The following is a 26,042-nucleotide window of genomic DNA, read 5'->3' on the forward strand; positions in this document are numbered from 1 at the left end:
CTTATGCAGTCGTCCGGGGACTCTGGGCCCCTTGTGTAAAACGCGTCAAAGCAAACGGCCGGATATCGAACGGCGTCCGTCCGTACAGTGTCAGATCGGCGAGAATCTCCCCGACGACACTGGCAAATTTGAATCCGTGACCGGAAAATCCTCCCGCCAGAAGAACGGACGGATGGGCCGGATGACGGTCGATCATAAACTGTTCGTCGGGGGAAAGCTCGTATTTGCAGACGGCGCCCCGGTTCAGCCGGCCAGCTGCCTGGGGCATATAAGCTTCCAGCGCCCGGCGCAGATCCCCTTCATCCTCTTCGTAACGGCCGAAAGGCTCCAGGGCCTCACCCGCCGTCCATTCCACGCCGGTGTCGTGTCTGCCGATTTTGACCCCCGCGCCGCCGATGTCCGGAAAGCCGTAGTAGCCCCCCTCGCCGCCGCCGATGGTGAAGCCCGGGAAGCGGCCCGCACCGAACAGGGGCTGTTTCGGCTGAAACCAGCCTACCGCTTTGCGGACCGCCCGGACGGGCAGCTTCACGAACGGCTCCAGCGTCCGGAACCAGGCGCCGGTGGCGAGGATGGCCTGCTGCGCATAGTACACGCCCTGGTCCGTACGAACGGCGACGCCGCCTTCCCGCGCGTTCAGCTGGCGCACGGGCGTATCCGTCAGCAGCCGGGCTCCCGCCTCTTCGGCCAGCCTCCGGTAGGCGGCGACGCACTTCTCGCTGAAGAGATAGCCGGCGTCCGGCTCATACATCCCGGCGAAATGCTCCGGCAGCTCGAAGCCCGGCCAGCGTCGGCCGATCTCGGCCGCGTCCAGCAGCTCGGCACGGACGCCGAACTTCCGGGCGTCTTCGGCCCGGGTGCGGAACGCGTCCGAACCCGCGATGTTGATCACCCCGGACGGGACCATCAGCTCCGCGCCGGTCTCCGCCTGGAGCTCCTCCCAGAGCTCCTGGGCGCGCAGCGCCATCGTGATGTAGGCGGGCCCTCCGCTGTAAGCGTGGCGGATAAGCCGGGGCTCTCCGTGATGGCTGCCTTCCCCGTGCGGCGGGTTGAAGGCGTCGATGAGCAGCGTCCGCACCCCCTGCTTCGCCAGGTGATAGCCTGCGCTCATGCCCATCGAGCCCGCTCCGACCACGATGACGTCATACGTCATCCCGCCGTTCATCCGTTTGCTCCGCCTGCGGGCTGCCCGGAGAGTTCCAGGAGCGCACGCCGGGCCAGCTCCGAGAAAAATTGCGCGCTCACCGGAAGGGCCGCTTCATCCAGGTCGAACGCCGGATGATGCCACTCGTGCTGTCCGTCCGTCCCGACGAAGACGAAAAGCCCGGGCACTTCCCGCTGATAGAAGGCGAAGTCTTCGCCTGCGGGAGACGGGAGCGGCGTAACCGCGCTGTAGCCGAGAGCGTCCGCCGTGGTTCTCGCAAGCTCGGCCAGCTCGGCCGAATTGTTCACGGGAGGCGGACCCTGGATCCAGCGAAGCGATGCTTTCGTCCCGCTGGCCGCCGCCACTCCCTCGACGACCTCGCGGAATCGCGCCAGCACACGGCTCCGTACGCCTTCGTCGAAGGTGCGGATCGTGCCCTCCAGCAGCGCTTTCTCCGGAATCACGTTCCAGGCGGTTCCGCTGTGCAGCTTCGTCACGCTGACGACGGCGCTGTCCAGCGAGCTGATGTTGCGGCTGACGATGGACTGGACCGCCGAAACGATCTGCGCGGACGCCACGATCGGATCGCTGCCGGCTTCGGGCAGGGCCGCGTGCGAGCCCCGGCCTTCTATCTCGGCGACGAAGCCGTCCGCGGCCGCCATCAGCGGGCCTACTTTGATGCCCAGCGTCCCGACCGGCAGATCGGGTTTGTTGTGCAGCCCGAATACGGCCCGCACGTTCTCCAGCGCTCCGCTGCCGATCACTTTGAGAGCGCCGCTCGCTTTCTCTTCGGCCGGCTGGAACAGGAAGCGGACTGTGCCCGGAAGCTCCTCTTCCTTTTGCTTGAGCAGATAAGCCGCTCCGAGAACGGCCGCCGTGTGAAAATCGTGGCCGCAGGCGTGCATTTTTCCCGGAATCTTGGACGCGTAAGGAAGGCCGGTCTCTTCCCGGATCGGCAGCGCGTCAATGTCCGCCCGGATGGCGACCACAGGTCCCGGACGCAGCCCCCCCACTTCGGCAATGAGCCCGGTCCGCAGGGAATAAGGGGCGATGCGGATGCCGGCCTCCTCCAGCCAGGCTTTAATAAAAGCCGTCGTTTCGAATTCTTCGTGAGACAGCTCGGGATTCTCGTGCAGATGACGCCGGACCGCGACGAGTCTTGCGGCCAGCTCTTCCAGTTGCTCTTGCTGTGTCAGCGTTTCGCTAGTCATGGCTTTCACCCTCCTTTTGACTGAGACTGCTTAAGGCTGCTTAAGAAGCGCGATGCGGCGGATTGCCGCCCGCCAATCGCGGCAGCTCAAGCCTCTACCGATACGCGCTGATCGGCCGTTTCCGCTTCCGTTTCAGCCGCCGTGTCCGCACCCGACAGCGCTTCGATCAGCAGCTCGAACGACCGCAGCCGCTTCGCAAAATCTTTGACCGCGGTCAAAACGATAAATTCGTCCACGCCGGTAGCCCGCTGCAGCTCCAGCAGCTCTTTCTTCACGGTTTCGATCGTCCCTTTCGTCACCGAAGGCTCCTTCACCTCGATCGTGAAGTTCTCGCTGCTCTGTTTACCGAATTCCTCCGCATGCTCCAAGGTGCTGACCGTAATCGTCCGGCCGCTCTCCAGATGGATCTTGACCAGCTTATGGTCCCCGGCCAGCTCCTCCGCTTCTTCCTCGCTTCCGGCCGCAATGACGGACAAAGCGAGTATGGCCGCCGGTTCGGCGCCGTCCGCGTAATTGAACTCGCTCCGGTACGTCCCGATGGCTTCCACGGCCGTCTGCGGGTCCCCGTTAATAAACAGCGAGAACACGTAAGGCAGACCCAGTTCCGCCGCAATCCGGGCGCTTCCCGTACTCGCTCCGAGCACGTAAAGATCCGCGGGCCGCTCAGGTACCGGATTCGCACGGAGACCGGCCAGCGGGTGATCTTCTTCCAGCCGGTTGTGCAGAAATTTGCGCAGCTCGACGATTTTGTCGGTCAGGGAATCGGCGTCCACGACGTTTTTTTGGAGCGCCTGCGTCGATCTCGGCAGGCCGCCGGGAGCGCGGCCGATCCCCAGATCGATCCTTCCCGGTCCGAGCGCGGACAGCACGTTAAAGTTTTCCGCGACTTTGTACGGGCTGTAATGCTGGAGCATGACGCCTCCCGATCCGAGCCGGATGCGTTCGGTTTTGGCCAGCAGATGGGAGATCAGCACTTCCGGCGAAGATCCGGCGACGTGCGCGGAATCGTGATGCTCCGCCACCCAGAAGCGGTGGTAGCCGAGCTCCTCCGCCCGCCGGGCCAGAGCGACGGTCCGCTTGAAAGCCTCCGTCCCGGTTTCGCCTTCGTAGATAGGGGTCTGGTCCAGAATACTCAGTTTAATGGCCATAACTTGGCTTCCTCCTTGTAAAAAAACGAATTCCGGCCGTGCAGACGGAACCGTTTTTGCAGTTGCGTTTTTTGCAGTTCCGTCTTTTACAGTTGCATCTTTGCGGTTCCGTCTTTTTCCGGCTCCGCGTTTTAAATGGAATAGCTCAGTTCAGGAGTGATCCGCTTCAGAAACTGCCGGGTCCGCTCTTCCTTGGGCGCGTTGAACAGCTCTCCGGGCGGACCCTCCTCGACGATTACGCCGCCGTCCATAAAGACCACATGGTTGGACACCTCTCTGGCGAATCCCATTTCATGCGTCACGACAATCATCGTAATGCCCTCTTTGGCGATTTTGCGGATGACCGCGAGCACTTCGCCGACCAGCTCGGGGTCCAGGGCTGAGGTCGGTTCGTCGAATAGAATGACCTCCGGATTCAGCGCCAGTGCCCGCGCGATTCCGACGCGCTGCTGCTGACCGCCGGACAATTGGCTCGGATAGGCGTCCAGTTTCCCGGATAATCCCACTTTCAAAAGCACTTCCGCGCTTCGCGCACGCGCCTCGTCTTTCGGAAGCTTCTGCGCGACGACCAGCCCTTCCATCACATTTTCCAGAACGGTCTTGTGTTTGAACAAATTGTACTGCTGGAACACCATGGCGGTTTTCTTGCGCAGCGTATGAATATCTTTGCGGCCCGAGCGCTTGCAGTCGACGGTAAAATCCCCGATCGTCACTTCGCCGGCGTTCGGCTTTTCCAGAAAATTGATGCACCGCAGCAGCGTCGTTTTGCCCGATCCGCTAGGCCCCAGGATAACGACGACTTCTCCTTTATGCACGGTCAGGTCGATGCCTTTCAGCACTTCCTGCTTCCCGAACGATTTTGAAATCCCGGTCAGTTTAATCATGCCACTCCACCCCGATTGTAAAGAGTAAACCGCTTCTCCAGAGCGGACGATGCCTTTTCCACCAGGACCGTAATCCCCCAGAACAGGAGAGCGGCCGCTATATAGGCTTCGAAAAACTTCCAGTTCGTAGACGCCACGATGTTGGCCTGGGCGTTAATTTCCACCACCGAGATGGTAAAAGCGAGCGTAGTCGCATGCAGCATGGAAATGACGGAGTTCGTCAAATTGGGCAGGCTGACCGCAAATGCCTGGGGAAAGACGATGCGCCGCAGCGCCTGCGCAGTCGTCAGGCCGACGGCGTAAGCCGCCTCGATCTGCCCCCGGTCCACCGCCCCGATGCCCGCCCGGACCACTTCGGACATATAAGCTCCCGCCGTGATGGAGAAAGCGATGATCACGAAAGCGACGAGCGGGATGGAGCCCGAGTTGAAGGACCATCCGTAACGGTCCGCGAGCGTATCCAGAACGGCCGGAAGTCCGAAATAAACGAGGAACAAGTGCATCAGCATCGGCGTTCCCCGGATAAAGGTCACGTACGCCACCGCCGCCGGATGCAGAACCGGCACCCGGTAAATGCGCGCCAGCGCGATGCCCGTACCGATCAGCAGCCCTCCCAGAACGGAGACAGCCGTGATATACAGGGTAACCGGCAGAGCCGACAGCAGGCTCAGAAAGGCCGTGCCGATGAAAGCAGGATCAAGGTTCATAGCCCGGCGCCTCCTTTTTGATTCCCGGCTGGAGCCGTCTGAAGATGTTCAGGCGCGCTGCCGTTTTGCCGGCCGTGTCCGCAAGCGGCCTGCTGTGGCGCAGCAGCCTTTTCTCGGCGGCATCGAAGCCTTTCTGCAAAATAAAGCTGACGACGAAATAAATCAGCGACAAGGCGATATAAATTTCGATAAAATGCTGCGTCGCCGTGCCCAGTGTCTCGGATTTGCCCGTCATTTCCATAACGCCCAGCGTGAAGGCGAGCGAGGAATCTTTCAGGTTCCCGATGACCAGGTTGCCGAAAACGGGCAGCGCAATCCCGAGCGCCTGCGGCATAACGATCCGGGTGAATGCCTCGTACCCGTTCATGCCTACCGCATAGGCCGCCTCCACCTGCCCCCGGTCAACGGCCGCCACCGCCGACCGGATCATCTCGGAGACATAGGCGCCGGTGTGCAGCGAATAAGTGAGAATGACGAACAGGAGCACCGGCGTTTTGGACACGTCCACCTGGACGATTTTCAGCAATTCCGGCAATCCGTAGTAGATCAGGAACAGTTGGATGAGAATTGGCGTCCCCCGGAAGAAGGACACGTAGACTTGACTGATCCGCCTCAGGACGGGCACGTTATACAGCCGGGGCAAAGCGATAAGAAACCCGATGATCAGCCCCAGCGCGATGGAGCTTCCCACGATCAGCAGCGTGATGTGCAGATAGGAAAGCAGCTTCGGAATAAAGAAGAAGATATAGTCCGCCTCGAATCTTCTGCCCATGATACCACCTCTCTCGTACGAACCTTCGGGTTCTTATTTCTTCTGCTTGCCCACGTGCGAGAAGTCCTGGCCGAGCCACTGAATACTCAGCTTGGACAGCGTTCCGTCCGCCTTCACTTCCTTGATGGCTTGGTCGATCCGGTCGGCCAGCTTTCCGTCCGTTTTGCGGAATACATACAGCACATCCGATTCTGTCAAAGGTTCGCCGACCGTTTTCAGCGCGACCTTGCCGTCTTTGTCCGTATAGTTGCGGAGGGCGAAATCCGACGTCACCGTGGCGTCGATGCGCCCTTTGCGGATTTTATCCACCAGATCGTTGGCCGTAGCGTTGTCGTACACGATCTCGATGGCGTTGTTGTTCTTCTTGTTGTACTCCTGGAGGATGTACGCTTCGTTGCTTGTCGCTCCGGTGCGGACTTTTTTGCCTTTCAGATCGTCGATGGTTTTGATGGTGTCGTTGTTGATCTCGACGGCGACTTTGTTCAGGAAAATGCTGTACGGCTCTTTATTGAACAAATATTTCTGCTCGCGCTCCGGATTTTTTTCCATTTGATGGGCGATCAAGTCGATCTTGTTCGTTTCCAGGCTGAGCAGCAGACTCTGGAACTCCATCGTTTTGAATTCGAACTCGTATTCCGGTATCCGCTTGTCGAGCTCTTTGATCAGCTCCACGTCAAACCCCGTCAGCTTGCCGTTCTGGTCGATAAAGCACACCTGCGGGAACTTGGTCCCCGTGCCGACTATGATCTTCTGGACCTTGCCCGCCGGGCTTTCTCCCGGTTTGTCCGTGGCCGCCGAGGTCGTCCCTCCGCCCGTTTCAACGGTTTTGCCACAGCCCGCAGACGCTGCCGCCAGTAATAAAATTCCTGCACCCGCCAACCATTTGCTAACCTGTTTCTTCATTAGACTTGCTCCCCCGCTTCATTATGGATAGTTGAGAATGTAAAGTGATCGTCCAGCCCTGATTAAGTCCGAACCCATGCGGTGTATATTTCTTGCGGCTGAAGGTCGGCCTGTTTCGCCTTGCTTTGTAAGCATGTCTCGTCTGATTCCCTGCCATGCTTCCCCTCTGCTGCCCGCCTTGCCTGCGCCCCTATGTAAAAACTTTCTCTATGAGGCCGTAAAAAAGGCGGATTCGCGCAGCTCCAGCCGGTAGCTTTTAACAAGTACCTCGCCGTTATGGAACTCCTTGTCAAACGCGCGCTGGAATCCCAGCCGCTCATACAGGCTCACGGCGGAAGCCATCATATCGGACGTATGAAGATGAAGCGTGGAGGCCCCGAGCTCCAGGGAGCGCTTCGCGCTTTCTTTAATAAGCTCCGTCGCGATGCCTCTGCCCCGCGCTTCCGGCGATACGGACAAATAGCGGATAATCGGCGTATAGATTTCCAGCTCCGGCCTGCCGTAAGCCGCCTCCGAGGAAACGAACAGCTGGACGGTTCCGACGATTTTCCCTTCCGCCTCGGCTACTAGCCGTGCGACGGGATTGCCTTTGTCAGCGGCGGCACCGATATCTTCGCGGTACTGCTGCCATCTTTGCGCGGACATGACGTCGGCATACTGCAGATAAGCTTCAAGCATCACCGCGCGAACCGCTTCGCGATCCGCCTCTGCCGCTTCACGGATGACGATGGAGGGTGAGCTTCCCATAGATCTGACACTCCTTTTTCTCCTAGGTGTGGAACTCCGCGTAACAACGCAAAAAGCCGGAGAGGTCACTAGAAGCGACTTCTCCGGCTGTCCGGTCGATACTCGACAATTCAAAGCGGAGTACTAAGTTTTTAATACTGTACCATTAAAGCGGGACGTTATCAACCATTTTTTGTTGTTTTTTTGGGGAAGCTGAACGGTAAAGGTATTATGAAGTTCCGGACCCCGCTCACGATAAACGGGCTGCACAAAAAAAGGCTGCATGCCGCAGCCGTCTTACAGCTTTTTCTCATACAGGTTGGCGCGCCATCCGTCTCCCTGCACGGTTTCCAGATAAACGAAGCCGGCGTTCCGGTAATACGCGTTGAGCCCGGAGTTCTCCGACATGCAGTCCAGCCGGAAATACGTTTTGCCCGCCCGCCTGATATAACCTTCCGCCCATTCGAGCAGCCGGGTTCCAAGTCGGAGTCCGCTGCGCTTGCGCGTCACAACGAGCCGGTGAAGATAGCCCGCATCGCCGCGGTCCCTCTCTCCCCAAAGAGGCTTATCGCTCCACTGGAGCGTGAAGCAGCCCACGGCCTCGCCGCCCGAATAAGCGATAAACATTTCATAATCGGCCATTAGGCCCGCGATATACTCCCAGGTGAACGTCTTCTCGTCCCAGAGCAGAATGCCCTGCGAAACTCTCCAGCGGGCCGCTTCCACATACAGCTCCTGCAAAAGAGCCGTTTCGGCCGAACCCGCTCTTCTGATTTCCAGGTCTGCCCCCGCGTCCGGACACGTACTCACCGGCAAAACCTCCTTTAAAGCCCCTTTAGCGAAAAAAAGATTTAAGTCCAGTCATTCTTATGTTCAGAGATGAATGTAATGTCATTTTGATAATGTTCGAGATGACCGGCATCTAGCATTTTTTGAAAAGCAAGGTCACCCTCACCCGCTCTTCTTGTTATTGTGTTACATAATCCTTCCAATCGCAGCAGTACCATTTCTATATAATTTTCCGCAAAACCTTCACCGTAAGAATCAAAAAACAATTTCACTCTGTTTTTAATGCGGGAAGCATCTTGAAAGGAATCATAATAAACGATTTCGCCTGTTTCAGTCAGATACAATCTGCTTAACGGCACACAAGTGTACAGAGTATAAGCTATGTCCCAAAGCCGCGGACCAGGTCCGGCTGCATCAAAATCAATAATACCTATCGGTCTTTCCTGCTGAAAAATAATGTTGTATACGGCAAAATCGTTGTGGCATATTACCTCCGCAGGTTGTGGAGTATTATCCAAAGATCGCCAACTGTCATCAAATGAAAAGTCGCTTACAGCATCATGATAGAGACGGAGCATTTTCGCAATTTCCTGTAAGACATCATCTGACCGCATATAGTTCTTCAGAGGATAATTACCGGCTTCTCCTTCGATAAAGGATAAAATTTCTCTTCCTTTTTCATCGATACCCAGGTATTTAGGGGCATACCCATATCCTTTGTTGTCAAGATGGTTTAACAGGTCATGAATTTGGGGGCTATTCGGCTTTAATTCCCGTCTAACTGTATGACCCGACCTATATACCTTTGAGACGTTGCCACCGGCTAACAATTCCTCATTTGAATGATTAGACATCTAAGCACCTCCTTTTTTGTTCGCATCCGAAAAGAAGTACACTCGGCAGATCCGGGCTTTCCTAATCCCGGACATCCGAGGCCCGGACAGTTCCTTCCTCCCATACGCGCTCCAGAATCGCATCCACGGTTTCCTCCGGCGTTAGATCGGTCGAGTCCAGCCACAAACCGACCCGCGGGGTTTCCGCGTGCAGCACGCCGTTCAGTGCGGATACGGTCCATACGCCGTATCCTTTTTTGACCCGGGCCGCTTCTCTGCGCGCGACTTCCTCTTCGCCGGGACACAAAACGATCACGTACAGGGGCTGGTCCTCCAGCAGCGCAAGGAAGTCGTTCAGCACGCGGCCTACCACGACATCCTGCATCACGACGGTGAATCCGGCGGAATAGTAGGTATCGGCGGCTTGAGCCGTCAGCCTGTACCGCAGTAGAAGCTGTTCCATCTGATCGGCTTCCGCATCCGGATGGACTTCCTTGCGGTCGTTGACGATCATTTTGCGGAAATGATCTCCCCGGAGATGAACCGATTTCTCGAATCGCTCCGCCAACAGCTGCGCGACCGTCGATTTGCCGCTTGCCATAATGCCGGTCACCAAAAACATCGCATGAATATCCCGAATCATGCCAATCTCCTCCTCTTGCGGACGATTTCTCATGTTTCCATTGTAGCCAATCGCCGGCAAGGCATCGTAAGGAGAGTTTCGTTATAATCAAACCGGCCGCTCGGAGAGCGGTGTATGCATTTTTCCTGCCGGCATGCGGAAGGCCCGGATTCCATACACTAAGATAAACCACTTCCGCATCAGAAAGGAGACCGGCCATGTACGGTTTTGCACCCCCGCCGCCGCTTCCTCCATCGCCCGGATACCGGGCAGGCAAACCGGCTGCCATTGAAGTTACGGGCGACGGAATCGTCTCCGTCATTCCCGACCAAGCCGTGATCGTGCTGGGAGCCGTCACGGAGGGAGAAGCCCTCTCGCCCTTGCAGGCCGAGAACGCCCGGATCATCTCGGCCGTGATCGACTCCCTGCTGCAGCTCGGAATCCCCCGCAGCAGCATCCAGACGGACGAATTCCGGATCGATCCCCAGTACGACTTTCAGGACGGCAAACAGATTTTTCGCGGCTACCGGGTCACTCATCTGCTGAAAATTACGACGGAACGGGTCGGAGAAACCGGGACGATTGTCGATACCGCCGTCTCCAAAGGCGCCAACTCCGTCTCCGGGATCTCCTTCCGGACGTCCCAGCCGCAGAAATACAGCAAGGAAGCGCTGACCCTCGCCGTCCGGAACGCCCGGGAGAAGGCGCTGACGATAGCGGCTTCCCTCGGGGTCACCCTGGCGGCGGTTCCGGAGTCCGTCCGGGAGCTCAGCCGCCAGAACGAGCCTGTCCCGTTCAAGGCCTCGGTGCTGGCCGCCAGTCCGGCAACCCCGATCCAACCGGGAGAGCTGCAGGTTTATGCGGCGGTGAGCGCGCGATACACCTTCAGCTAAGCCGCGGCCGGGCGCACCGAAAAAAGAGCGCATCCCGTCAGTTGGGGACACGCTCTTTTTGGGGCTAGGGCCGGACAGCACAACGAAGAGAGCGTGTCCCGTCAGCCGGGATACGCTCTCTTTCGCTGGAACAGGATCAAGGTAGATATCCGCCCCGCGCAATGCCGGAACGCACCCGGGATTCGCAGGCGGTCCCGGCGGCTCCGCGGAACGGCGTTTGCCTGATGCCGCCACGGCCGGGCCCGCTCTTAAATCGCGGGCCAAGTCAGGCGCACGCCAAGACCCGCGCTGTGTCCGCTCCGCTCTGGCGCGGCTCCGGCTACGCTCTGATTACGCTCCCTTGCGGCTCTCGCTTGACTTTGCTCCGTCTCCGGCTACGCTCCCTTTCGGCTCCGGCTACGCTCTGGTTTCGCTCCCTTGCGGCTCTCTCGCTTGACTTTGCTCCGTCTCCGGCTAGGCTCCCGTTCGGCTCTGCTTTGGCTCCGGCTCTGCTCCCGTCCGGCTCTGGCTCCGCTCCAGTCGGCGTTCCGGCTCCCGCCTGCGCCAGCCCTGCGCAGGGCTGAGCGGCCGCCGCCCGCTTACGACGCGCTCGCCGCAGCCGCAGGCTCCGAGACGATGCGCGTCACGCTCTTGCGGCCGTCCACGCCGACCGGGACTTCGCCGGCAATCGTGACCCGGCGGACGACCCGGTGCTGGTCGCCGTAATCGTTCACGGCGTAATGCTGCGTGGCGCGGTTATCCCAGACCGCCACGTCGCCTTCTGCCCAGCGCCAGCGCACGGTATTTTCCAGGCTTGTGATATGTTCCTGGAACAAGGCGATAAGCTTCTGGGAATCGGCGACGGAGAAGCCTTCGATTTTTTTGGCGAAGCCGCCCAAAACCAGTGTCTTCTCTCCCGTTTCCGGGTGAACGCGGACGAGCGGATGCTCCGTTTCGTAGACCGTGGAAGCGAAGCTCTCCCGGTATTTGCGTGCCGCTTCGCTGCCCAGGGCGTTAACCGTTCTGGCTGTGGCCGCATAATCGAATTCATTGGTGTGCAGCACCCGCAGCTTGTCGGCCAGCTCGCGCAGCTCCGCAGGAAGGAGTTCATAAGCGGCTGCCGTATTCGCCCACACCGTATCCCCGCCCGATTCGGGAATCACAATTCCCCGGAGGATGGAAGCGGCCGGATATGCATCAACAAACGTCACATCCGTGTGCCACACGTTGGCGCGTCCACCATGAGTCGAATCCAGCTCCAGAACGTAATCCGTGCCGTCTTTGGGCTTGATCGTCGGGTGAGCGATCGGACTGCCGAGCAGCTTCGTAAACTCTTCCTGTCCGGCATTGTCCAGGTGATTCTGGCCCCGAAAGAAAATAACCTTATGCTTTAGCAGCTTTTCGCGGATAAAACCTACCGTGCTTTCATCGAGACTGCCGGACAATGAAATCCCTTCAATAATAGCACCAATTCTTCCTGAAACCGGGGTTACCTTCACTTGTTCACTCATGTTCTTTTCCTCCTTTAAAATGGTTGATTTATCGTCAGCGGCAAGCCCGGACCGGCAGCTCGGCTGCCTTACCCGGGACTATCCCTTGTAATTGTCTCGCCACTTCAGCAGCCGCTCTTCCAGCAGCCGCACGACGGAATCCACAAGCTTGCCGACAACAGCGAAAATAAGGATGCCTACAAACACGGCGGTCGTTCTGGAAAACTGTCTGGCATCCTGGATCATATACCCGATGCCCTCACTCGATCCCATCAGCTCCGCAACGACGAGCCCCAGCCAGGCGACGCCCAGCGACAGCCTGAGCCCGAGCAGGACATTCGGCAGCGCCGAGGGGAGCACCAGCTTCGTAATTTGCCTGAAGCGGCTGAACTCCAGCACTTTGGCTACGTCAAACAGCTTGGAGTCCACGTTCCGGACACCGAGGAATGTATTCACATACAGCGGGAAGAAAGCTCCCAACGCGATCAGCAAAATTTTGGATAACTCGTCGAACCCGAACCAGAGTATAAAAAGCGGCGTGATCGCAAGATGCGGAACGGTGCGGAGCATCTGTAAAGTAGGATCGAGCATATACTCGGCTTTTTTCCTCAAACCGACCAGCATACCGGTCAGAAGACCGAGCGAGCCGCCGAGCAAAAAGCCGTAGGCCGCACGCTGCACGCTCACCCTCAGATGATGGAAAAGCTCGCCGGATTGAACCATTGCCGCGAATTCATCCGCAATGCTGAGCGGTGAAGGAAATAGCGTCGCGGAGACCAGTTTCAGTCCGCTTACCGTCTGCCAGACGGCAAGCGCCGCCAGCGGCAGCACGAGCCCGAGCAGGGCAATCTTCAGTTTGCCTCCGCGTCTGGCGGATGCTCTGCCGGCTGCGGCTTGTCTCTCTTCCCTCTCTTCCAGGCCCTTGGCGGCCGGAGAAGACGGATTTAATTGTCCCAAAGCTGACACGGACTTCGCCTCCTTCTCCTTATTTAGCCGGTTTCACGGCTTCAATCGCTTTGCTGTCCGTGTTTCGCGTCACGTCGATTTTCTTCTTGATAAAGCCCGCTTCCAGGAGGATGTCCGCCGAAGCCTGCTGGATGCCGAAAATCTCTTTCGAAATGGGAACGTTCGAATATTGGGTATTTTGTACCACCAGCTCGATCGTCGCCCGGTCCGCCTTCTTCGCCTTCGCTATGAACTCGACGACCTCATCCCGGTGCCCCTTCTGAAAATCGATCGCTTTCTCGAATCCTTTCAGGAAAGCTTCCGCCGCCCCCGGATGCTCCTTGACAAAATCGGTCCGGCCGATCGTAAGCACCGGCGCTTTGATGTTCAGGGCTTCCCCGCTCGTCAGGACGCGCGCGCCGTTTTTGGCGATCTGGATGCTCGTATACGGGTCCAGTCCGACCCAGGCATCCACCGCTCCCGATTCGAAAGCGGCGACAGATTCTTCCGCCTGGAGCTGGATAAGCTGGAAGTCGGATTCCTTCAGCCCCGCCTGCTTAACCGCTTTGATGAAAAAAACATGAAGCGTAGTTCCCTTGGCAATGGCGATCTTTTTCCCTTTCAAATCCGCAAGGCTTTGGGCGGTGCTTTTGGCCGGGACGATCACGATGTTGAGCCCTTTCAAGCCTTCGGAGAGCAGAGACAGCGTCGTGACCGGCAGGTTGTTCGCCTGAGCGGATATCGCCGCCCCGTCGCCGAGCCAGGAGAAATCGACGCGTCCCGCGGCCAGTGCCTCCAGAAGAGCCGGTCCGCTCGGAAACTCGGACCATTTGACGTCCCCGCCGATTTTGGCGAATTCCTCCTCGAACCAGCCTTTCTCCTTGGCCAGGAGAAGTAGCCCACCGCCCCCGTTGTTTGCGAGGTTGACGGTATATTTGCCTTTGGGCGCGTCCGTCCCGGAGGCGTTTGTCGCGGCCTGTCCGGCGCCGCATCCCGTAAGTCCGGCCAAGCCTATGGCGAGTGCCGCAGCCGCTAACGATGCTTGAAGTTTGTTCATCCGCCGTGCCCCTTTGCACAAAAATTTTGGGTACAAAAAAGACACCCGACAGCACGCGTTAAGCGGGCCGTGCAAGGTGCCACCAGTGGACCGGTAGGATACCAGAGTTATCGATTCACTCCTAAAAAATAATTAAACCTCATATTCATATAAAAATAGTTGGTTTTAAGGGCGGACTAACTGACTAGTCAGTCAGTGCTTGTTGGAATGATTCTATCAGCCCCTTTTTGGGAAGTCAATACTTTTTTAGCAATACTTGAAAAGAACGCGGCAACCCGTCCATATCCGCCTGCTTATTTGCAAAGCAAACCGACCAGTTGCTCTTCATCCGGGCTCGCTACGGCGCCAAGTCCTCTGCGCCGGGCCCCGCTGACTCCGTTGAGCAGAGCGAAATAAAGCACCGCCAAATCCTCGGGTCTTCCTTCCCGGAACGTCCCCTCTTCTTGTCCCTGCTTCACGATCGCGATAATCGGCTGGAGGTTCTCGACGGCCCTGCGCGGTATTTCCCGCTTTTCTTCCGCGGAAATACTGGCGATCGTCTCCGCATGCAGAACGACATGCATACCGTTCAACGCATTCTCGTCCTCCCCGATTTTCCGGGCATGCCAAAGAAGCTTTTCGCGCGCATTTCCTTCCCGGCGGCGGGCCTCTTCGCAGACTCTGCCGTATCTTTCCTGAAGCATCTTGACCAGGCTGACGAACAGCTCTTCTTTGGAGGAATAATAGTTGTATACATGGCCGTGGGAAATGCCCGCCGCTTCCGCAATATCCGATATTTTGGCCGCCGCAAGGCCCTTTTTCGCGAAAATTCCGATGGACGCATGAAGAATCTGCGACCTGCGTTCTTCTCTCTGCTGCATAACTTTTTCCGGGTTGTTCACAGACATAGCGGGTCCCCTTTCTCTGATACCGTGGATTATAACATATTTAAGGAATCTGAAAACTGAGGTTTCTCCCGGTTCCTGGAAATATTCATTTTGAACCCCAGGAATTCCCTCCTTCATGCCGAATAGTGTAGGGATCAGATGAATATAACCACGTCCAGAGGGTGAGCGATATTGGCACAGATCAAGGATCTTTTACTTCAGCTCTTTTTTTCCCTTATGCCTTTCGTACTGTACAGCTTCTATTACCGGGACAAAGACACCAATTACTCCAAGAAATTTATTCTGATTACCTCCATGATCTGCCTGTTTCTTTCCATGACATTCGCTTCCAGCGTCGAAAAAGGCATCCAGTTCGATGTCCGTTACGTCATCCTTTTTTTCGCCCTTGTGTTCGGCGGGTTTCGCATCGGCCTTCTGCTTGTGCTGGAGTTTGTTCTGTACCGCCTTTATTTGGGCGGACCCGGGACCTCTTCGGCTATGGGCATCTTGCTGGTTACGTTCCCCCTGTCGGTCTTGCTGTGCCATGTCTACCACAGGACAAGCCAGAAGTACCTGGTCGCCCTTATGGCCGGACTTTGCTACTCTATCTTTCCCCTGCTTCTTTTGTATATCAACCGGCCCGATTATATTCTGACTCATTGGACTTACCATATTCTGATCATACCCGTTCACAATTCAGTCGGAGTTCTGCTGCTGATCTACTTGTTTGAGAAATCCGCGACGGATAAGGACATGTACATGAGGTACCTGCAAAGCGAGAAAATCGAGGCCGTCGGCCAGGTCGCCGCATCCCTGGTGCATGAAGTGCGCAACCCGCTCACAACCGTGCTCGGTTTTTTGAAGCTGATCCGTCAAGATCAGGCAATGCCTCCCGAAAAACTTCACCGGTTCATTGACATCAGCATCGAGGAAGTGAAGCGAACGGAAGCGATTTTGTCGGAGTATTTATCCATGTCCAAGCCTTTAACGCAAAAGCGCGAAGAAATCGATCTCGTCCATGAGCTGGAGGCTGTCGCGGAGGTTATGACTCCCTATGCCACAATGAACAATGTGTCGCTGATCCTGCATGTCCCGTCCGAACCCGTACGACTAACCGCTAACGGAGCCGAAATGAAACAGCTCCTTGTCAATTTCGTAAAAAACGCCGTCGAAGCCTGTTCCGCCATACAAAAAGGTAACGTCACGCTGCGCATGCATACGGATGGGCACCTCGTGAAAGTACATATCCGGGACAATGGAATCGGGATGAACAAAGAACAGCTGAGGCGGCTCGGCTCCATCTATTATTCCACCAAAAATACGGGCACCGGCCTGGGCCTTACGTATTCTTATCAAGTGATCCGGTCCATGAACGGCACGGTCTCGGTGTTCAGCGAGCTTCATGGGGGGACGGAATTCACTCTCTCGCTGCCCCTTTCTTCCAAAGGCCCCGATGGAGGTTAAAAAAAATCGCCAGTCCTTTCACGCTCTGTCGGAGCATAAGAGGACTGGCGATTTGATTTATTGGCCGCGGACGGCCGGGATTGTACAGGGTGGGTGCTGACAGCGTATTACACCTAAAAAGCCAGCTTCCCCTTCTCCATGATGAGCTTGCCGTCCAGATATACGGTCGGCTCTTTAACGAGTCCGTCGATATGGACGCCGGCCGTGATCGTTCCTCCGAACGTATTGTTGCTGCCGAAGGCCACATGTATCGTGCCGTACACCTTCTCGTCTTCCAGGATGACGCCGGTGATTCTCGCTTTATCGTTCGTTCCGACTCCGAATTCGCAGAGAAGCCGGCCGTTTTTGTCTCCGAGCATGCCCAGGAGCTGCGGTCCGGCTTCGCCTTCCGCCTTTACGATACGGCCCTGTTCGATGGTAAGCAGAAGAGGCTCGCTCAGCTTGCCGATCCCGGCAATGGACCCGTCGATCAGGATTTGCCCTTCCGCCGTTCCTTCCAGCGGCGCGATGTACGCTTCGCCGGACGGCAAATTCCCCGACTCGCCGGGATTAAGGTACAGCCCTGTGCTCGGCACGCCGTTTCTTCCCTCCACGGGGAAGGTCAGCGTATAACCGCCCTTCTCGATGCGCACCTCACGGGCCCCGGTTAAGAGCTTCGTCACTTGCTCCGTCAGACGCTTAACCTCGGCATAATCGGCCGAGATGGCGCCGTGGAGGAACATATCCTCCGTAATGCCCGGCATCGTGGCCAGCCTTGCTCCGGCGGCCGCCGCATTTTTGCGGGCCTGCGTATGCGTGAGAGACTGCTTCGTGATACAGACGACCACGTTCGAAGTGATCATGGCGGCGGCAACTGCGGCAGGAGGCTCTTCCCCCGGTCTGTACCGGTCCTTCATGATCATAAGCACAGCCTCCGCTCCAAGCGCTTTTCCCGCTTCGTAAAGCGGCTCAGCGAGATGTCTCTTGTCCTCGTCCGAAACGACCAGGAAGGATTCCCGGGCCTGAAGGTCCAGACAGCTTTGCAGCACGTGTTTGCCGACTTCAATGAGTGATTCGTTCATTATCTTCATCCTTTCTGAATTGGAGAATGAGCCGAGAAGGGCTGACGTTCGAAGGATTCCCGGCAGCAGCCCGTCTCAACCCGGCTTCTTCTAAATCATTTCCGATACGAGCTTGCCCATCAGAGCATTGGACAGAACCACCGGCTTGCCCGAAGCCTCCGCCATGAACTGCCTTGCTTCCTCCGTGTACCCCATACAATCCAGCACGATGATGTCGCTCTTCTCTTTCAGTTCCTCGGCGGCACGCCGGAATTCGGCTTCGTCCAGTTTGTACGGCGACGCGACGGCAAAAACCGGGTTCAAGCCGTAGGGCTCATACTTCTGCGCGAGCGTTGCGCGCTGCTCCGCCAGCGGTACGAGCACGCCGAGCCTGCGGCCGCCGGCCATCGCTTTGACAGCGGGAGGGATAAGATGGTCGGGCTCGATCAAATACGACCGATCTGTAGTAAGGCCGGGGAATACGCCTGTGCACAGCAGCAAAATGTGCCGGATTCCGGCCTCCTCGAACTCGCTAATCCGCTTCTGCAGCAGAGGCTGCAGCTTCTCGCGCGACATCACGACGGATTCTCCGGTCGCCAGACGCGACGTCAGCACGTACTGCCCTTCTTCCGGAGAAAGGTCCCTCTCGATTTCCGCTTTGCTAAGCCCGTCTAAGGCACCGCCCTGAACGAGTTCTGCGCGCCCCTCTAGGCAGCGCTCCACAATCGGCGCCACGTCTGTCCTCGGCGCTTGGCCGATTGTGATCATTCCCAGTTTCTCCATGTTCTCCACCCCCATGAAAGATCCGCCCGAAGCGGCTGAAAAAAAAGGACAGGGGAAACTCCCCTGCCTGCTGTCCGTTCCCTGCTTACTTGCCGCTGGTCTGCAAAATTTTCATGGACCCGTACAGCTTCGTGATCCGGCCGAATTCTTCAGGGTCGTAGAAAGCGCACGTACCGGCCATCGTTTCCTTGGCCGCTTCAATGGCGAAACGCGCCGCCGACGCGATATCCGTCTCGTGGCTCGCTCCCGTTCCGCAGCCCGGTACGACGGATTGCGCCGTTACCGCAACACCGACGACGGGAGCATCCGTCGCTACGGCCGGCTGCAGAATGGAGTTGATGTGATACAGGTCGTTGCCGTACGGCGTGATGTCCTGCATCGTAACCGGGAACGTCACCGCATGCTGACCGGTCGTCATCTCCATAATGCGGAGCAGATCGTCGCTGACGCGGAGGATGTACCCTTCCTTCACAGTCGGCGAAATCGCGATGCCTTTGTGATTGATCACGCGGTTGCCCTTCGTCGTGTCGATGGACAGAATCGCGTCCATTTCGGGCACGACTTCCTCTTGGTTCATCGTCAGGATATCAACCGGCGAATCCATAAAATCGACCGGTTCATGCGGGCGGGTCGGCGCGTCCGGGCAAATGTGAGTCGTGACGACCACATCGCCCTGCAACGCGTCGCCCTTCGTCTGCATATCCGCCAGCTTCAATGCGGCGGCAACAGCCGCAACCGCTCCGTCGGCATCGGAGACGAGGCCGATGCGGCTAGGGCGTGCCCCGATGCCGCCGAGACGGCCGATAATGCCGAAAGTCGGCGCGCTGCCGCCCTTGCTTTTGCCGTCCGTGCCGGGGATCACGACTTTGACGAAATCCGTGCTTCCTTTTTCTCCGCTGACTTTGGATACGGTCACCGATACGCCGGGATAGGCGTCGAACAATTCTTTTACCTTCGCTCCGCTTGCATAAATGCTGTCGAGTGTATCGAGAACGATCATCGTTTGTTTAAGGGTCATGTTAATTTCCTCCGTATGAATTCACTTTGATGTCGAAATGAACGAGTCGGGATTTAATCCAGGTAAGAAAGCACCGGCTTCTTGATAATGTCTTCCACCGCTTGCAGCAGCTTGCGGTTTCTCATCGTCGTGCTGAGCAGCAGTTTCTCGGCGGGCACGGTAATGACGGCAATGTGCTGCCCTTTCGCGATGGCGGCCGATACGATCGGCTTCGCTGTTTTCGCGTCCAGCGTCATGATCAGATCCGGGAAGGTGCCGAAGCGCTCCCCGTCTTTCTCGAGCGTCATGTACTCGTTCCAGAAGGTCATCTCGTACGCGTCGTCGATCCGGACGGTTCCGGCATCGAAGCCGCCGGACGTTTCGAGAGAGAAGTCCGTTACCGTTCCGGCGGTCACGACTTTGCCTCCGAGCTGCGCGACCACGGCCTCGATAGCGGCCTCTCCCTTGGCGGAAAGCAGCGCCCGGCCGACTTCGATCGCCTGCGTGATGGCCCCCGCCGCGCCGTTGGCTCTCGCGTAAGCCGCGGTCACCGGGTTCCGCGCCACGGCCACGAGGCCGCCCGCTTCGATGGAAGCCTTGCGGATCATCGTCGACGCCTTGTCCAGCGTCCCGGAGATGCTCAGCTCGATGTAGCGATCGCCACGGCCGCCCACCGCCGCCTGATGGGACACATAGTCCTCCACCTCGGACAAGTTCATCGAGCCCATAGAGCCGGTCGGGTGAGCCCGGCCGTTGCAGGCGAAATCGACGAGCGGCACGCCGGTGATCGCCGACTGGAACCAGCCGTTGACCGTCGTCCCGGCCCCGTTCTCGTTCGTGTGAAGCCCCTGGATGGGCCGGCCGATTTTGGCCGCGAGCATCTCAAGCGCCTTCGCGTAGTGAACGGGCTTCACGAACTGTTCTTTGGCGGCCGGAGCGCCGACCATGGAGACGGTGACCAGCAGGTCGTCGTCCCCGAATTCGTCGAGAGAGATCAGCTCGGGCTCGCCGACTTCCAGCGCCAGGCGTCCGAGCTTCAGCCCCTCTTCGATCCAGCCGCCGCCACCGCCGCCTAGAACGGCGCCGCCGTATACGGCCTGTTCTACCATTTCGTCGTTCAGCTTGAGTCTCGTCATGGAAGTCACCTCATTTTTTCAGTTTGAATACAGAGCTAAAGAAGCTGTACAGGGCATCCCCCGCGATAAAGCCGGCGGCGAGAATGCTCATCGGCGTTTCGGCTTTTTTCTTGAAAATTTTCAGAACAACGATCCGGATCAGAATACCGGTGAGTACCGCCCAGCACGCATTCGGCGAAACGATCAGGAGACCCGTTGCGAAAAGCACCCCGATCTGACGGGACGGTCCTCCGAGCAATTGGACAATCGCGCCCGGAATCGCCCAAAGCAGCAGTTGGCGGGCAATATCGGCCGAAGCTCCGGCCTCGATCGTGGACACATACACTTTATCAATAGGCGGAACGAGATTTTGAGCAAAGTAGCCTTTGTACGAGAGCAGCACGGTCAGCAGCGCGACGCCGAAGGCGATCATCGCCGTGATGTACTGCTGTTTTCTCCCGTGAAGCTCCAGCTCGGGATCTTTGCCGTTGCCCCGGAGAATGTACCCGGCTTTCAAGTCGTAGCCCATATCCGCAAACGCCGGGCCCGTCGCCGCGCTGAAGCCGGCCAGAAGCGCAAGCGCAACCGGCGGAAACCCGATCAGCATGCCGAACAACAGCGTAATAAAAGCGACGGCAAACGCCGGGAACCAGCCGGAATGCATGGCGGCGATCCCTACGATGATCTCGTGCACGAAGGCGGCGAAAGCGGCGAAAATGATGAAGCCGATCAGCATGCCGAGCGACATTTTCGTCATAATCCCGCCGATGACGGCAATGAGCAGCGCGATGACCAGGTAAGCGGCAAAACCGAGGCTGAGGGTGCGGCGGGCTTCTTTATCCGTCCGAGTCAGCCTGCTGTCCGTGACTTCTTCCTCGCCTCCCGCTTCGGAGTCCGCCTGTTTCGGACGCTTGAAAATGAGCATCCCCGCCTGGATGAGCGCGACGATACCGGCGCCGATCATGACCCCGTGGGCGATGTACAGATGATTGACGTCGATATCGAACCACGGCACCGAATACTGCCGGATCATCAAACCGATGCCGAACATCGTGAGCGCCCAGATGTTTCCGATAAACGCGACGCCGAAAGCGGACATCGAGATTTTAAAATACGAGCCGATAAGCCCGATAACGGTTCCGACACCGAGCAGCAGCGCGCGTTTGCCGCCTTTATCCCCCGCCAGGATCGATTCCGCGGTAGCCACGCCGGGCGCCCAGGTTCCTTTTGCCGGGAAGAGTTTGGAATCGTAGAGCTTGTACAGCAGCGTCGCGTCGACGAACATCGCCAGCGCGGCTCCGATCAGCATCGGCACGATCAGTTCCGTCGCCCCCATCGCAAACGGAATCCCGATCGGAATAAGCAGGCTGTTGGCCGCTCCGAACGTAGCCGAGGAGATAGACGTCTGAACCAGATTCTGGCGGTGGATCGATTTGAATTTACGGAATACCATCATGGGAATCCGTGCGATCAGCATCGCGACAAGAGCGCCGATAATCGCGGTATTCGGGGTTACCCCCAGTGTCGTAACCAGCTGCATCCCGATAATGGCCCCGATTACACTCGTGACAATGTTCAAGATCAGTGCGAACGGCTCGAAAATACTCGGGTGTTTCTTTTCCTTTTCCTCTTTCTCTTCCATGGACAATCCCCCTAATCACTTGATGTAGAACCATTCTCCCGTCATCTGTTTCCTTCAGGAAACTTTTTTCTGTTACGGGAATGAAGCCGAAGGCAGAGGCGCAAGCATTTTTTGTACAAGTAGTATGCGCAAAATGGAATTATCCGACAAATAAAAGTGCAAAGCGGAAAGACCGGCTTGTAAACCAGGTGATAAATGCACCCGTCACAGACGTCCTCATGCAATATGCACATATGCACATCCTATACATACTAGGCGCATGTCCCATTCGTCACGTACACGGCATCCATCGCACACATCCCATCTCACTCACACCGCTTTAAAGCTTTACTAGAATATAGCTCGGAGGTATGACAAAACCGGCTCGCGGGCGCTTTCCGAAAGGAACTACTTTCCGGCCGTATCCGGCAAAACCTCCGGTAACGTCCGCTTCTTTTTCAAGGAAAATATACGCAGTTGAACCGTCCCGAGAAGAACCCCGGTAAAAACAAGCGCAGCTCCGAAAAGCTGCGGAGCCGTAACGGCGCGGCCGAAAAGAAGAAACTCAAGCAGCATCGCCATCAGCGGCTGCAAATTCAGCACGATGGCCGCTTTGGCCGCGCCGAGGGTCTGCATCCCTTTGTTCCACAGGACGCCCGTAAGCCCCTGCGCCACGATCACCGTCACGATCACGAGCGCCCACATTCCGGCCGGATGAATCCATGTGACCTCCCCGGCCGCCAGAACGAACGGATCGAAGAGCACGGCGCTGAGTGCGAAGCTGTAAACCGTCACGATAAAGGGAGACAGCCGCCTCGTCAGAATGCGGGCGAAAATCAGGTTGCACGAAAAGGTAAACGTCGCGCCCGCCATAATCCAGTCTCCCGCATTGAACTGCAAACCGCGGACATTCAAGGCGAAAGCCAGTCCCGAAATGGCAATCACGCTGCCTGCCACCATGCGCCAGGTCACCCGTTCTTTCAGGAAAAGAGCGGCCAGACCGGCCGTAAACAGCGGCGATAGCGTAAAAATAAGCGAAGCGTTCGTAGCCGTCGTGAGCTGGAGTCCCCGGAGCAGCAGGATCTGGTTTGCAATGAGGCCGATTCCGGCCGAGCAGCAGAGCCAGAGCGCGTCTTTACCCGTTATTTTCACAAAAGCGCGGGTTCCCCACGCCCACAGCAGAAAGGCGCCGGACACGATCGTCAGGCTCAGCGCCGAGAGAAACAAGGGAGGAAACTCCCGGAGCAGCACCTGGCGGACCATGTAGTTCAGCGCCCAGACGAAGACGCAGAAGATCAGAAGCAGATACGATCTAGCCGATGTCCAAGTCACGAGCTTGACTTAATTCGGCTCGCGGATATCAACGAGCTGCTTGTAGTAATGGGAGGCGAACAAGCCCTCCACTTCGACGGCGTCGACGACCGGAACATCCAGTTCGCTCCGGAGGACGGCGGCCAGGCCGATGGTCGAGAAGCCCGTGCAGGCGAACACGATGACCTTCGTCCCCGCATCCAGCAGGGCTCGGGCGGCTTCGATCGCTTTCTCGCGTCCGGCCGGTGTCATGAGATCCGTCGTGTTGGTGACGCCTTCGGGACGTGCGTAGCGGACGAGCTTGCCGCCGAGCAAATCGCGAATGACCGCGGGCGCTTCCTCCGTGATGCCCAGCACGCCGACGGGCCGGCCCATGGACAATGCCGCGTACGCCGCGGCGCTTCCCGCTCCGATGACCGGCACCGAGACGCTTTCGCGCAGAGGCTCGATCGCCGGGTCCGCCGCGCAGGAGATGACCAGCACCGTGCAGCCTTCCCGCTCCATCCGCTTGCCCAGCTCGACAATTTTCGGAATGGCGATGGCTTCCGTCTCCTCGTCAAAGATGCCAAGGGGCTGATCCGGAATGCATTTGCTCACAACCGGCAGTCCATACGTCTCATTCAGTAACTTTCCGTGCTGCTCGAGAACCTTCGTATCTTCCGTCGTTAATACGCGGATCACTCCGATCATGGCTTCCCATCCTTCCTCGTTTTCGTTTGCTTTTTGTAGACTTCGTGTAGCTTATTAAAGTTGGATTGGTAATATTGTATTCGTTTCCAAAGAGGCGGACCATGTTCCCTGCTGCCAAAAATAACGAAGGCCTTTTGTGCTCGGAGCACAAAAGGCCGATTTTCATTCCAAATTTTTCAATAAATAAAACGACGTGCACAAATAATACATCAGCCGTTTCGACGTATCTTCCATGTCTATGTCAGCTATGTCTTTGATGCGATCCAGCCGGTATTTTACGGAGTTCCGGTGAATGTACAGCTTGTTCGCCGCTTCGATCAGACTGCCCCCCGCCGCCAGGTACGCATGGAAGGTGGGCACAAGATCGGTTCCGTTGTCCCGGTCATACTTGGAGAGCCTGCCGATCTTCTTCTCCATGAACGCATCGAAGCCTACATAGGCGGAAGATTCCAGCAGCAGATCAAACATTTCGATCTCCCCGTAGCTGAACGTACGGCGTTCTTTGTCCAGCCGGCAGCCGATGGTCATCGCTTTTTTGGCCTTCACGTAGCTGCGGTACACTTCCCAGAGCGGAGCTTTGCCGCCGAAACCCGTCCGGATGTGGCTATGGGAGTCCAGCAGCGGGGCCAGAACATCGGCCCACTCGGCCGTTTTGCCGCTGACCGGCTGCTTCGTGCCTGGCTCCGATGCCGCCGGGGAAGCGAGCAGAAGGACAAACCGATCCCCCTGCCGGAGCAGATGGGACTTGACTTTGCGAGCCGCCGATTCGCTTTCCACAAGCTCGCCCAGCGCGACCGGAAGGGCGGCATGCTCCTCGAACAGATGCGGCTCGCCCTCGGCGATGCAGACTTCCCAGCACCAGTCCGGCTGAAGGCCCAGCTGCCTCCCCTTGTTCTCCGCGTCCTGCTTGGACAGCGGCAAGCCCATCAGCAGCTCCTCGAAGAAGTTGCCCTGCAGCCGCTGCTCCGTGTCGTAGGTGATCTTGCGGCGCATCAGCTCCAGGGAGAACACCAGCCGAGCATGTTCGATGCAGACTAGTTCCAGCTCGTCGAGCTGCTCCTTCCCGATGATGAGGCGCCCGGCGAACTGCTTGTCCACCGACACGTCCCAGCTCTTCGTCCGGCCGGTCGGCGGATCTCCCGCATCAGCCGGCGACGCAACGATGACGCGGCCGTGCTTGTGGATCACCCAGATGGGCGCCTGGACCAGCTCCGCCACGCTGTCCGCCACCACCTGGATGCCTTTGTTGTGCAGCACTAGACCGGTCAGCGTCTTGTTCACTTCCTCGGATCTGCGCAGCAGAGCCGCTTGTGTATTCAAAATCTGCTCCATCACCGTATGCGTGATATCGATATACGGAATTCCCGGCGGAATCTGGATCACCGGAATCCGGTACCGGTTGCTCAGCTCCACCATCTTGGCGGGAATGCCGCCCATGAACCGCTCCGGCTTGATCGCAAGCGCCGCGGCATCCGCTCTTCTCAGCTCTTCCATCAGCTCCAGTACCAGACCCGGATCGTTGCGCATGGAATAGCCGGTGGTCAGAATGAGCTCGCCTTCCCTCAGCCAGCCCTTGATATCCGGGACCTCCATAATGTCGATATACCGTACGACGCGGTCCAGCCCTTCTTCTCCGCTGATCAGCGACGCGTCTTTCAGTATCGGAAGCTGGAGCAGCTCCCGGACCGTCATCCCTTTGAGATTCATCGTGTTCACCCGATTTCAGACAGTTTGTGCGTTTCTTGGTGCGTGGGGCAAAGATAAAGACTTCTGCGTCTATTGTATCATTTCTTTGTTTTTTGTGGAGGAAGGGGGAGTGGCAGGAAAGGGAAAAGAAGGACGCCTGTTAGGAGGCTCCTTCTTTTGGAGGTAGTCGGTTGGATTTTATTGGGATCAGAAAAGGGGCGATGGTCCGCATCACCTTATCATGTTGAAATACTATTTTTGAAACTAATCATAAAGCTCCCTCGATATTTAATTCGGCCTTTATCTTGTTCTTGCAATGCATTAAAAGATTGATGATCTAATACTCGTAGCTCAATAATTTTATCATCA

Annotated in this window: 25 protein-coding genes; 2 read left to right on the forward strand and 23 right to left on the reverse strand. The window is 57.5% G+C overall.

Going from position 1 to position 26,042, the window contains the following annotated elements:
- Position 1: 1 nt before the first annotated feature.
- From solA to AC2TF6_RS21165, 11 genes are all read right to left on the reverse strand, one after another.
- Positions 2–1,162: an N-methyl-L-tryptophan oxidase gene (gene solA / locus AC2TF6_RS21115; RefSeq protein WP_491308353.1), complete on the reverse strand. Its 1,161-nt coding sequence runs from the start codon at positions 1,160–1,162 to the stop codon at positions 2–4.
- Positions 1,159–2,352 (reverse strand): amidohydrolase, encoded by a 1,194-nt coding sequence (locus tag AC2TF6_RS21120; protein ID WP_491308354.1) that lies wholly within the window; start codon positions 2,350–2,352, stop codon positions 1,159–1,161. Before AC2TF6_RS21120 ends, solA begins: the two co-directional genes overlap by 4 nt.
- A gap of 86 nt (positions 2,353–2,438) precedes the next feature.
- Positions 2,439–3,500: an LLM class flavin-dependent oxidoreductase gene (locus tag AC2TF6_RS21125; protein ID WP_491308355.1), complete on the reverse strand. Its 1,062-nt coding sequence runs from the start codon at positions 3,498–3,500 to the stop codon at positions 2,439–2,441.
- A gap of 131 nt (positions 3,501–3,631) precedes the next feature.
- Positions 3,632–4,384, reverse strand: coding sequence for an amino acid ABC transporter ATP-binding protein (locus AC2TF6_RS21130; RefSeq protein WP_491308356.1), 753 nt, complete (start codon positions 4,382–4,384; stop codon positions 3,632–3,634).
- Positions 4,381–5,091: an amino acid ABC transporter permease gene (locus AC2TF6_RS21135; protein ID WP_009675286.1), complete on the reverse strand. Its 711-nt coding sequence runs from the start codon at positions 5,089–5,091 to the stop codon at positions 4,381–4,383. The genes AC2TF6_RS21130 and AC2TF6_RS21135 overlap by 4 nt, the downstream gene beginning before the upstream one ends.
- A complete protein-coding gene (locus AC2TF6_RS21140; RefSeq protein WP_369994812.1) occupies positions 5,081–5,863 on the reverse strand; it encodes an amino acid ABC transporter permease in 783 nt (260 codons plus the stop codon). The genes AC2TF6_RS21135 and AC2TF6_RS21140 overlap by 11 nt, the downstream gene beginning before the upstream one ends.
- Positions 5,864–5,896: 33 nt before the next feature.
- Positions 5,897–6,766, reverse strand: coding sequence for a transporter substrate-binding domain-containing protein (locus AC2TF6_RS21145; RefSeq protein ID WP_491308357.1), 870 nt, complete (start codon positions 6,764–6,766; stop codon positions 5,897–5,899).
- Positions 6,767–6,973: 207 nt separating this feature from the next.
- The gene (locus tag AC2TF6_RS21150; protein WP_491308358.1) at positions 6,974–7,513 is read right to left on the reverse strand and encodes a GNAT family N-acetyltransferase; all 540 of its coding nucleotides are present in this window, start codon (positions 7,511–7,513) and stop codon (positions 6,974–6,976) included.
- A gap of 276 nt (positions 7,514–7,789) precedes the next feature.
- The gene (locus AC2TF6_RS21155) at positions 7,790–8,302 is read right to left on the reverse strand and encodes a GNAT family N-acetyltransferase (RefSeq protein WP_491308359.1); all 513 of its coding nucleotides are present in this window, start codon (positions 8,300–8,302) and stop codon (positions 7,790–7,792) included.
- Positions 8,303–8,343: 41 nt separating this feature from the next.
- A complete protein-coding gene (locus tag AC2TF6_RS21160; protein ID WP_491308360.1) occupies positions 8,344–9,135 on the reverse strand; it encodes a phosphotransferase enzyme family protein in 792 nt (263 codons plus the stop codon).
- A gap of 61 nt (positions 9,136–9,196) precedes the next feature.
- Positions 9,197–9,757 (reverse strand): AAA family ATPase, encoded by a 561-nt coding sequence (locus tag AC2TF6_RS21165; protein WP_491308361.1) that lies wholly within the window; start codon positions 9,755–9,757, stop codon positions 9,197–9,199.
- A 197-nt stretch (positions 9,758–9,954) separates the two neighbouring features.
- Here AC2TF6_RS21165 and AC2TF6_RS21170 point away from each other — a divergent pair, with 197 nt between their 5' ends.
- On the forward strand, positions 9,955–10,629 hold the full coding sequence (locus AC2TF6_RS21170) for an SIMPL domain-containing protein (protein ID WP_491308362.1): 675 nt from the start codon (positions 9,955–9,957) through the stop codon (positions 10,627–10,629).
- A gap of 578 nt (positions 10,630–11,207) precedes the next feature.
- On the opposite strand, the gene AC2TF6_RS21175 is transcribed toward AC2TF6_RS21170, so the two are convergent.
- The 4 genes from AC2TF6_RS21175 to AC2TF6_RS21190 form a co-directional block, all read right to left on the reverse strand.
- Entirely contained in the window at positions 11,208–12,119 is a 912-nt protein-coding gene (locus tag AC2TF6_RS21175; RefSeq protein ID WP_491308363.1) for a TauD/TfdA dioxygenase family protein, read from the reverse strand.
- 78 nt (positions 12,120–12,197) lie between these two features.
- Entirely contained in the window at positions 12,198–12,953 is a 756-nt protein-coding gene (locus AC2TF6_RS21180) for an ABC transporter permease (RefSeq protein WP_491311699.1), read from the reverse strand.
- Positions 12,954–13,083: 130 nt separating this feature from the next.
- Positions 13,084–14,100 (reverse strand): aliphatic sulfonate ABC transporter substrate-binding protein, encoded by a 1,017-nt coding sequence (locus AC2TF6_RS21185; protein ID WP_491308364.1) that lies wholly within the window; start codon positions 14,098–14,100, stop codon positions 13,084–13,086.
- A 293-nt stretch (positions 14,101–14,393) separates the two neighbouring features.
- Positions 14,394–14,987, reverse strand: a complete 594-nt coding sequence (locus AC2TF6_RS21190) for a TetR/AcrR family transcriptional regulator (RefSeq protein WP_491308365.1) — start codon at positions 14,985–14,987, stop codon at positions 14,394–14,396.
- A gap of 171 nt (positions 14,988–15,158) precedes the next feature.
- Between AC2TF6_RS21190 and AC2TF6_RS21195 the strand changes: the two genes are divergently transcribed.
- Entirely contained in the window at positions 15,159–16,430 is a 1,272-nt protein-coding gene (locus tag AC2TF6_RS21195; RefSeq protein WP_491308366.1) for an ATP-binding protein, read from the forward strand.
- Between the two features lie 113 nt (positions 16,431–16,543).
- On the opposite strand, the gene AC2TF6_RS21200 is transcribed toward AC2TF6_RS21195, so the two are convergent.
- The 8 genes from AC2TF6_RS21200 to AC2TF6_RS21235 all read right to left on the reverse strand — a co-directional run bounded on the left by AC2TF6_RS21200 (position 16,544) and on the right by AC2TF6_RS21235 (position 25,694).
- On the reverse strand, positions 16,544–17,491 hold the full coding sequence (locus tag AC2TF6_RS21200) for an aminopeptidase (RefSeq protein ID WP_491308367.1): 948 nt from the start codon (positions 17,489–17,491) through the stop codon (positions 16,544–16,546).
- Positions 17,492–17,581: 90 nt separating this feature from the next.
- Positions 17,582–18,253 (reverse strand): AroM family protein, encoded by a 672-nt coding sequence (locus AC2TF6_RS21205; protein WP_491308368.1) that lies wholly within the window; start codon positions 18,251–18,253, stop codon positions 17,582–17,584.
- An 85-nt stretch (positions 18,254–18,338) separates the two neighbouring features.
- Positions 18,339–19,271, reverse strand: coding sequence for a DUF1177 domain-containing protein (locus AC2TF6_RS21210; RefSeq protein WP_491308369.1), 933 nt, complete (start codon positions 19,269–19,271; stop codon positions 18,339–18,341).
- A 53-nt stretch (positions 19,272–19,324) separates the two neighbouring features.
- Complete coding sequence (locus AC2TF6_RS21215; protein WP_491308370.1) at positions 19,325–20,386, reverse strand: S-methyl thiohydantoin desulfurase family protein; 1,062 nt, start codon at positions 20,384–20,386, stop codon at positions 19,325–19,327.
- Positions 20,387–20,396: 10 nt separating this feature from the next.
- Positions 20,397–22,007 (reverse strand): OPT/YSL family transporter, encoded by a 1,611-nt coding sequence (locus AC2TF6_RS21220; RefSeq protein ID WP_491308371.1) that lies wholly within the window; start codon positions 22,005–22,007, stop codon positions 20,397–20,399.
- A gap of 387 nt (positions 22,008–22,394) precedes the next feature.
- Positions 22,395–23,318, reverse strand: coding sequence for a DMT family transporter (locus tag AC2TF6_RS21225; protein WP_491308372.1), 924 nt, complete (start codon positions 23,316–23,318; stop codon positions 22,395–22,397).
- A gap of 9 nt (positions 23,319–23,327) precedes the next feature.
- Positions 23,328–23,987 carry an aspartate/glutamate racemase family protein gene (locus AC2TF6_RS21230; protein ID WP_491308373.1) on the reverse strand — a complete coding sequence of 220 codons (660 nt, stop codon included), beginning with the start codon at positions 23,985–23,987 and terminating at the stop codon, positions 23,328–23,330.
- 162 nt (positions 23,988–24,149) lie between these two features.
- On the reverse strand, positions 24,150–25,694 hold the full coding sequence (locus tag AC2TF6_RS21235) for a PucR family transcriptional regulator (protein WP_491308374.1): 1,545 nt from the start codon (positions 25,692–25,694) through the stop codon (positions 24,150–24,152).
- Positions 25,695–26,042 lie beyond the last annotated feature (348 nt).

It is taken from the genome of Paenibacillus sp. JNUCC 35 (assembly GCF_058269095.1).

What these genes read in the sequence shown, in the direction of transcription:
- AC2TF6_RS21150 (WP_491308358.1), bottom strand. Translation starts at nt 7,513, where the DNA reads ATGGGAAGCTCACCCTCCATCGTCATCCGTGAAGCGGCAGAGGCGGAT.
- AC2TF6_RS21140 (WP_369994812.1), bottom strand. Translation starts at nt 5,863, where the DNA reads ATGGGCAGAAGATTCGAGGCGGACTATATCTTCTTCTTTATTCCGAAG.
- solA (WP_491308353.1), bottom strand. Translation starts at nt 1,162, where the DNA reads ATGAACGGCGGGATGACGTATGACGTCATCGTGGTCGGAGCGGGCTCG.
- AC2TF6_RS21145 (WP_491308357.1), bottom strand. Translation starts at nt 6,766, where the DNA reads ATGAAGAAACAGGTTAGCAAATGGTTGGCGGGTGCAGGAATTTTATTA.
- AC2TF6_RS21165 (WP_491308361.1), bottom strand. Translation starts at nt 9,757, where the DNA reads ATGATTCGGGATATTCATGCGATGTTTTTGGTGACCGGCATTATGGCA.
- AC2TF6_RS21235 (WP_491308374.1), bottom strand. Translation starts at nt 25,694, where the DNA reads ATGAATCTCAAAGGGATGACGGTCCGGGAGCTGCTCCAGCTTCCGATA.
- AC2TF6_RS21230 (WP_491308373.1), bottom strand. Translation starts at nt 23,987, where the DNA reads ATGATCGGAGTGATCCGCGTATTAACGACGGAAGATACGAAGGTTCTC.
- AC2TF6_RS21170 (WP_491308362.1), top strand. Translation starts at nt 9,955, where the DNA reads ATGTACGGTTTTGCACCCCCGCCGCCGCTTCCTCCATCGCCCGGATAC.
- AC2TF6_RS21125 (WP_491308355.1), bottom strand. Translation starts at nt 3,500, where the DNA reads ATGGCCATTAAACTGAGTATTCTGGACCAGACCCCTATCTACGAAGGC.
- AC2TF6_RS21215 (WP_491308370.1), bottom strand. Translation starts at nt 20,386, where the DNA reads ATGACGAGACTCAAGCTGAACGACGAAATGGTAGAACAGGCCGTATAC.
- AC2TF6_RS21200 (WP_491308367.1), bottom strand. Translation starts at nt 17,491, where the DNA reads ATGAACGAATCACTCATTGAAGTCGGCAAACACGTGCTGCAAAGCTGT.
- AC2TF6_RS21220 (WP_491308371.1), bottom strand. Translation starts at nt 22,007, where the DNA reads ATGGAAGAGAAAGAGGAAAAGGAAAAGAAACACCCGAGTATTTTCGAG.
- AC2TF6_RS21120 (WP_491308354.1), bottom strand. Translation starts at nt 2,352, where the DNA reads ATGACTAGCGAAACGCTGACACAGCAAGAGCAACTGGAAGAGCTGGCC.
- AC2TF6_RS21210 (WP_491308369.1), bottom strand. Translation starts at nt 19,271, where the DNA reads ATGACCCTTAAACAAACGATGATCGTTCTCGATACACTCGACAGCATT.
- AC2TF6_RS21160 (WP_491308360.1), bottom strand. Translation starts at nt 9,135, where the DNA reads ATGTCTAATCATTCAAATGAGGAATTGTTAGCCGGTGGCAACGTCTCA.
- AC2TF6_RS21190 (WP_491308365.1), bottom strand. Translation starts at nt 14,987, where the DNA reads ATGTCTGTGAACAACCCGGAAAAAGTTATGCAGCAGAGAGAAGAACGC.
- AC2TF6_RS21175 (WP_491308363.1), bottom strand. Translation starts at nt 12,119, where the DNA reads ATGAGTGAACAAGTGAAGGTAACCCCGGTTTCAGGAAGAATTGGTGCT.
- AC2TF6_RS21205 (WP_491308368.1), bottom strand. Translation starts at nt 18,253, where the DNA reads ATGGAGAAACTGGGAATGATCACAATCGGCCAAGCGCCGAGGACAGAC.
- AC2TF6_RS21185 (WP_491308364.1), bottom strand. Translation starts at nt 14,100, where the DNA reads ATGAACAAACTTCAAGCATCGTTAGCGGCTGCGGCACTCGCCATAGGC.
- AC2TF6_RS21135 (WP_009675286.1), bottom strand. Translation starts at nt 5,091, where the DNA reads ATGAACCTTGATCCTGCTTTCATCGGCACGGCCTTTCTGAGCCTGCTG.
- AC2TF6_RS21130 (WP_491308356.1), bottom strand. Translation starts at nt 4,384, where the DNA reads ATGATTAAACTGACCGGGATTTCAAAATCGTTCGGGAAGCAGGAAGTG.